A 3,433-nucleotide genomic window follows, 5' to 3' on the forward strand; every position below is an offset into this window, starting at 1 on the left:
GCTTCCAAATTCCCAACGAAAAAATGCCAGTCAGCTCTTAACTGACTGGCATTGCCCTGAGGGGCGCTCTTTTTTTTTGGGCTATCAAGACTGCACTTGGCAGCCTTGACTTCACACCTCTGCGGTAGCGGCCGCCAGGCGTGCGTAGTGCTGGATCAGGCTCAGCAGCTCCTCGTCCGAGTAGGGCTTGCCCAGGTAGTGGTTCACACCCAGTTCCATCGCATGCTCGCGGTGCTTTTCAGCGATACGCGAGGTGATCATGATGATTGGCAGATCGCGCAACGCACTGTCAGCACGTATGTTGCGGGCCAGATCGAAGCCATCCATGCGGGGCATTTCGATGTCGGAGAGAACCACAGTGGGCCGCTCTTCCTGCAAACGCTCCAGCGCCTGCAGGCCATCGGCAGCCAACGACACCCGGTAACCTTCGCGCTGCAGCAAACGCTGCGTCACACGACGGACCGTGATGGAATCGTCCACCACCAGAATCAGCGGAACCTGGCTGGGGCCCGACAGCATCGAAGACGTGGGAGCCTTCGGTGCATCGGGGCTGTCGGTTTCCGCCAGCATGGACACACCGGCACTGGCGGCACGCACCTGATCGCCATACACCGTAGCCAAGGCCACAGGGTTGTAGATCAAGACCACTGCGCCCGAAGCCAGCACCGACATACCTGCCAGGCCTGGCAAACGGGACAGTTGTGGACCCAGGTTCTTCACCACCACTTCCTGGTTGCCCAGCACTTCATCCACGTGCATGGCCACACGCTGCGAAGCGCTTCGGAAGATCACCACCGGGCGGGTCTTGCCTGCAGGCTCGTTGCTGCGGGCAGAAGACTGCAGCAGCGCGCCAGACCAGAAGAAAGGCACTTTCTCCAGACCATCGTCAAAATAACCGGTGCGGTAAGCCTCTTCCAGGTCCTGGGCCGAAGTACGACGCACGATTTCCACCAGATTGGCGGGCACACCCACAGCCAACTCACCGGCGCGCAACATCACCACCTGCGTCACAGCGGTGGTCAGTGGCAGCACCATCCGGAAGGCCGTGCCTTGCCCGGCGTGGGTAGACGTTTCGATGCGACCACCCAAGGCATTGATTTCGGAACGAACCACGTCCATGCCGATACCCCGGCCAGACAAACCAGTCACTTCGGTCGCGGTACTGAAGCCCGGCATGAAGATCAGGTTGGCTGCGACGTCGTCGCTGAGCTCGTCATCTGCTTGCAGCAGACCTTGCGCAACGGCTTTTTCACGAATTCGGGCAAGGTTCAGGCCTGCTCCGTCGTCGCGGAACTCCACCGACACGTCGTTGCCTTCGTGCCGCAGGCCCACCGTGATGGTTCCGGTGGCTGGCTTGCCAGCGCCCATCCGCACGTCAGGCTCTTCGATGCCGTGGGCAACGCAGTTACGCAGCAAGTGCTCGAAGGCAGGTGTCATGCGGTCCAGCACCCCCCGGTCCATTTCAATGGAGCCCCCGGTGATGTCCAGCTTGATCTGCTTGCCGGTTTCCTTGGACGATTGGCGGACCACAGCGTACAAGCGCTCCGCAATGCCTTCGAACTCCACCATACGGGTACGCAGCAGATCGCGCTGCAGCTCCCGTGCCTGGCGGCCTTGGGCAATCAGATCGTCTTCCGCACCTTCCATGGCGCGTTGCAAGTTGCGCTGCACTGTCGCTACGTCGTTCACCGACTCGGCCATCATGCGGGTCAACTCTTGCACACGGGTGAAACGGTCAAATTCCAGCGGGTCGAAACCTGCGGCAGAGTCCTTGGCCAGCGCCATGCGCGATTGCATCTGCGACTCGGCCTGTACTTCGATGTCACGCAACTGCTGACGCAGGCGATCCAAGTTGCCGGACAGGTCATTGAGCGAGCTGCGGAACTGTCCCAGCCGTACATCCAAACGCGAGCGGCTGATCATCACCTCACCCGCCTGGTTGATCAAGCGATCGAGCAACTGCGCACGCACACGCACTGACTGGTTGGCCGCAACACGCAGCGGGGCCAGTTGCGACGGAGCAGGCAAACGCACAGCTGTTACGGATGGGGCAGCACTTGAACCGCCTTGAGACGACACGGATTCAGTCGCAGCGACTGGTTCCACGAAACCTTGAACTGCTTCTGCCTCTACACCTGCGCTGGGGTCTTGACCTGCATGGGCGCTGAGAGTCTGGAAGTTTGCTTCCAGATTGTCGAAGCTCGCAAGCAAAGGTTCCACTTGGTCGATGGTGACCGTCTCCACGTCAATCTGCTCAATGGCAGATTCGAGGCGGTGCGCCATTTCACCCAAGCGCATGGCGCCTGCCAAACGCGAGCTACCTTTGAGTGTGTGCAAGGCACGCAAGACTTCGCTGCGGGCACCCAGATTTTCTGGACGAGCTGCCCACTGGCGCAGTGCACCACCCAATTGGGGCAGCAATTCGGCAGCCTCTTCCTCGAAAATCGGGAACAGGTCGGGATCGATGACGTCCACAACGTCAATGTCGTCGTCCACGTCAGTACCCACCAGGGATGCCGCATCGCGCTTGACCACCGATAGCGCGGGCGCAACAGCGCGAGCCACTGGGGCAGCCACCGCTGGCTCCTGCGAAACGACAGGCGTGGACAATTCTTCTGGCTTCTCTGCTTCCGCCAAAGACTCCGATGCCTCCAGCCCCTCGGGCTCAGGCGCAGAATCCTCCATCAAATCGTCGTAAGCAGGCGACAACGTGCTGCTGACTTCTGTCTCCAGAATCTGGCGCAAAGCATCCAGCACTTCAGGGTTGGGCTCTTTCAGGAAGCCTGCGGCGAACTGGTGAAGCAAGCGGCGAATGTCATCAGCCGCAGCCATGAACACCGACACCTGCTCCTCGTTGCCCTGCGGTGCCAGCTGAACATGCTGCAGTGCGTGTTCGAGCACTCGTGCCATTTCGGACAGGGCGGTGAATCCCACGGTAGCAGAGCTGCCAGCCAAAGAGTGGGCCAGCGCGACTGCGGTGTCAGGCAAAGGCTCATGCAATTCCAGAGCCCATTCCTGCAGACAGGTGACCAAACGACGCGACCACTCGTCCGCTTCATTCAGGTACACGTTGTACAGCGGCAAGCCAATACGCAAGGTTTCAATGACCTTGACCGCCTCTTCGCTCACCGGTTCCTCTTCGGCTGGAGACTCCAATGTAGTCTCTGGCTGAGTCGCCTCAACCTCCATCGCGTCGGTGATGACAGACGGCGCTTCAGGCACGGGTTCCGTCAGGGCATCAGGCTCATAGACCGAGAGCGGCACCTCTTCAGGCTCGCTCTCAATCGCTGGTGCTTCTTGTGCAGACTCAACGGTAGCGCCGAAGTCCAAAGCGGGCACCTCATCCAACGCTGGCAGTTCTTCGAACACAGCAGGCTCTTCCAGCAGTGGCGTCTCTTCCACCACCGCAGCAGCAGGCACGTCTACATCCAGG

Annotated in this window: 1 protein-coding gene; it reads right to left on the bottom strand. The window is 60.3% G+C overall.

From position 1 onward, the window contains the following. Positions 1–111: 111 nt before the first annotated feature. Positions 112–3,433: response regulator (locus AADJ04_RS17745; RefSeq protein WP_341240426.1), on the bottom strand; the 3,322-nt coding region annotated here is incomplete at its 5' end.

Origin of the sequence: uncultured Acidovorax sp. (assembly GCF_964021665.1) — a bacterium.
Lineage (GTDB): Bacteria > Pseudomonadota > Gammaproteobacteria > Burkholderiales > Burkholderiaceae_C > Acidovorax > Acidovorax temperans.